This is a genomic window from Streptococcus sp. GMD6S (genome assembly GCF_000297015.1).
Genome location: NZ_AJRH01000308.1, coordinates 1 through 2,384 on the forward strand (window position 1 = coordinate 1; position 2,384 = coordinate 2,384).

Consider the following 2,384-nt stretch of genomic DNA (forward strand, 5'->3'; position numbering starts at 1 on the left):
GCCAAGGCATTTTCACCAAGACTAGCAGTTGACATGCCTGAGTTAGACAAGAGGAAGAATACCGCAGCTGACGCAAGGAAAGCTCCAACAACCTGACCAAGGATGTAGTTGACAAGGTCTTTTGATGACAAACGTTTGTTAACAAACATAGCAATCGAAACAGCTGGGTTCAAGTGAGCACCTGAAACAGTTCCGATTGAGTAGGCTGCAACTACGATTGCCAAACCAAAGGCAAAGGCAATTCCAAGGTGACCAAGGCCATCAAGACCATTTCCAAAAACAACAGCTCCTGTTCCGATGAGCACAAGCATGAAAGTACCGATTAACTCAGCGACAAATTTTTTCATTTTCTTTCTCCTTTTTTCAAAAACTAGATACTAGTCTATCAAAAGAGGGAAAGGGTTCCAAGAAAATTTATTGGAAATTTTCTTGAAAATCATATAACTATTAGCTAATCTCTAGTATTGAAAAGACTGGATAGCGTCTTTCAAGTCATCTTGTAAACTATTTCTCTGGTCAAGTTGAACATAGACTTCCAACAGACAGGACTTAAAGTTTGAAAATTTGTAAAAATCCTCCCTTTCTTCTATCGGAAAATCAACAGCTTTTATCCAAGAAGCTACTTGCTCTTGCTCCAACTTCCCTTGTAAAATAGGTTCATAGATCACTCTTGCTAAACGCCAATCCTCATCATCTGTAAAGCGAATCGAAACTCTTTTAAATAGTTGGCCAAGTATATCAAATACTTCATGAACTCTGTTTTTAGGAAAGTCTGGATGACAAACTACCTCTGTCAGTAAATCGGCTCCATGTGCAAAAGCATGAACCCAACCATACTGACTTGAAAAACTCGTTGTATCCTTTTCTTTTGAAAGATAGTGCAAGCCTTGATTTAAAAGGACATTACGAATTTCTGCTTTTAATCCCTGATAAAAAATCGATTGCTGGTTGGCATCCGCAGACAAGAGATTTGCATAAATAAGCGCCCTAAAAGAACGTTCAAGTGTTGACAAGCCTACCTTATCAATCTCTTTATCTAACCCTCCATCAGATGAAATCCCTTCAGCAATGAAATAAAATTGTTCCTGTGTAAATAGCTCTTCCTGAATCCCTCTAGCAAAGCTTGTAAAAACAAGGTCATCGCGAATTTCTGGAGAAGGATCTCCCAAATGATCAAGCAACCATTGGATTTCTTCCTCATGATAACTTGGTTTTTCTTCTGCTATTTTTCTAAGTAACTCTTGATACATGGTCAATACCTCTACATTTCTAGCAACTGTTTAAAAAGCCAGCCCAAGATAACTTTCTATCTTATTCTTTTTTAGATAGACGTTTTCCTGCTGCAATTGCATCAGCCTCTGTCATCTCGACAACATTAGCTTTATTAGTTTTTAAAGGCATTCTATCCTTACTATACCAATAAACTTTCGCATTCCCATGGTTTGCAACATAGACAATTCTATCTTGCTGTTGGGCTTTAGTCTCAGATTCACGCACAATTCTTTTCTCTTCTTCTTTTTGAGAAATTAAAGACTCAACTGCGTCTATCCTATCGAGCAATTCTGCCTTTTTATCATTATTTTCAATCTGATTAACTGTTTCTTTAACAGACTTCACTTGACTTGCATCTTGACTTTCTTCCAATTGTTTGACTAAGGTTTCACCTTTTTCTTGCAACTCATTTACAGCTTTTTCTTTGGCAATTCTCTCTTCTTCTGCTTTTTCTTTAGCTTTTTTCTCTTCATCAACTCGTTTTGCCTCTTCTGTACTAGATGAAGCATCGGTTGTTGACTCTACTTTAGCAGTGGATGCCGCAGTTTGCTTAGTTTCTGATTGAGAAGATGAAATTTTCTTTGTGACTGTCGGAGTTTGAAGAGAAACTACAATAAAACTAACAACAAAAAGTCCTATCATTAAATTTCTTTTTCGAATATCTGGTACTTTCTTTACAAAATACCAAATACCAACTCCGCTCAAAACAAGATAGAGAGTAGGAAGAGCAATCAATAAAATGATTCCCAACAAGACTAGGCCTATTTTTATAAAACGTATTCTTTGTGAATCCTGCTCCAGCCATTTTTTAATTCTGTTCATATCCTTATCCTAAATTCCCCCTACTCTCCCAACTGGGCACTGTAGGCGATAATCTGGTCAACTGTGTCTGACAAGAATTGGATTGTATCACGGAGTGGTTTGTCTGTTGAAATATCGGCACCGATAATCATGGCTGACTCAAGCGGTGTCTTACTACCACCTGATTTAAGGAGATTGAGCCAGTCTCTAGCCCCATTCTCAGAGTTTTTCAGATGGAGATAACCTGCTGTCGAGATGACAAGACCAGCAGAGTAGGTGTAGCTATACAAGCCCATGTAATAGTGAGCTTG

Annotated in this window: 3 protein-coding genes and 1 pseudogene; all 4 read right to left on the reverse strand. The window is 38.0% G+C overall.

The genetic code is table 11. From position 1 onward, the window contains the following. A partial coding sequence (locus GMD6S_RS11130; protein ID WP_000714862.1) for an MIP/aquaporin family protein occupies nt 1-347 on the reverse strand: 347 nt, incomplete at its 3' end. A gap of 111 nt (nt 348-458) precedes the next feature. Next, nucleotides 459-1,250, reverse strand: coding sequence for a DUF2785 domain-containing protein (locus GMD6S_RS11135; RefSeq protein WP_000284153.1), 792 nt, complete (start codon nt 1,248-1,250; stop codon nt 459-461). A gap of 61 nt (nt 1,251-1,311) precedes the next feature. Beyond that, entirely contained in the window at nt 1,312-2,094 is a 783-nt protein-coding gene (locus GMD6S_RS11140; protein WP_001079821.1) for a hypothetical protein, read from the reverse strand. Nucleotides 2,095-2,114: 20 nt separating this feature from the next. Then, nucleotides 2,115-2,384 (reverse strand): annotated as a pseudogene (locus GMD6S_RS11145) (M3 family metallopeptidase); the annotation flags it as partial.

What these genes read in the sequence shown, in the direction of transcription:
- GMD6S_RS11135 (WP_000284153.1), bottom strand. Translation starts at nt 1,250, where the DNA reads ATGTATCAAGAGTTACTTAGAAAAATAGCAGAAGAAAAACCAAGTTAT.
- GMD6S_RS11140 (WP_001079821.1), bottom strand. Translation starts at nt 2,094, where the DNA reads ATGAACAGAATTAAAAAATGGCTGGAGCAGGATTCACAAAGAATACGT.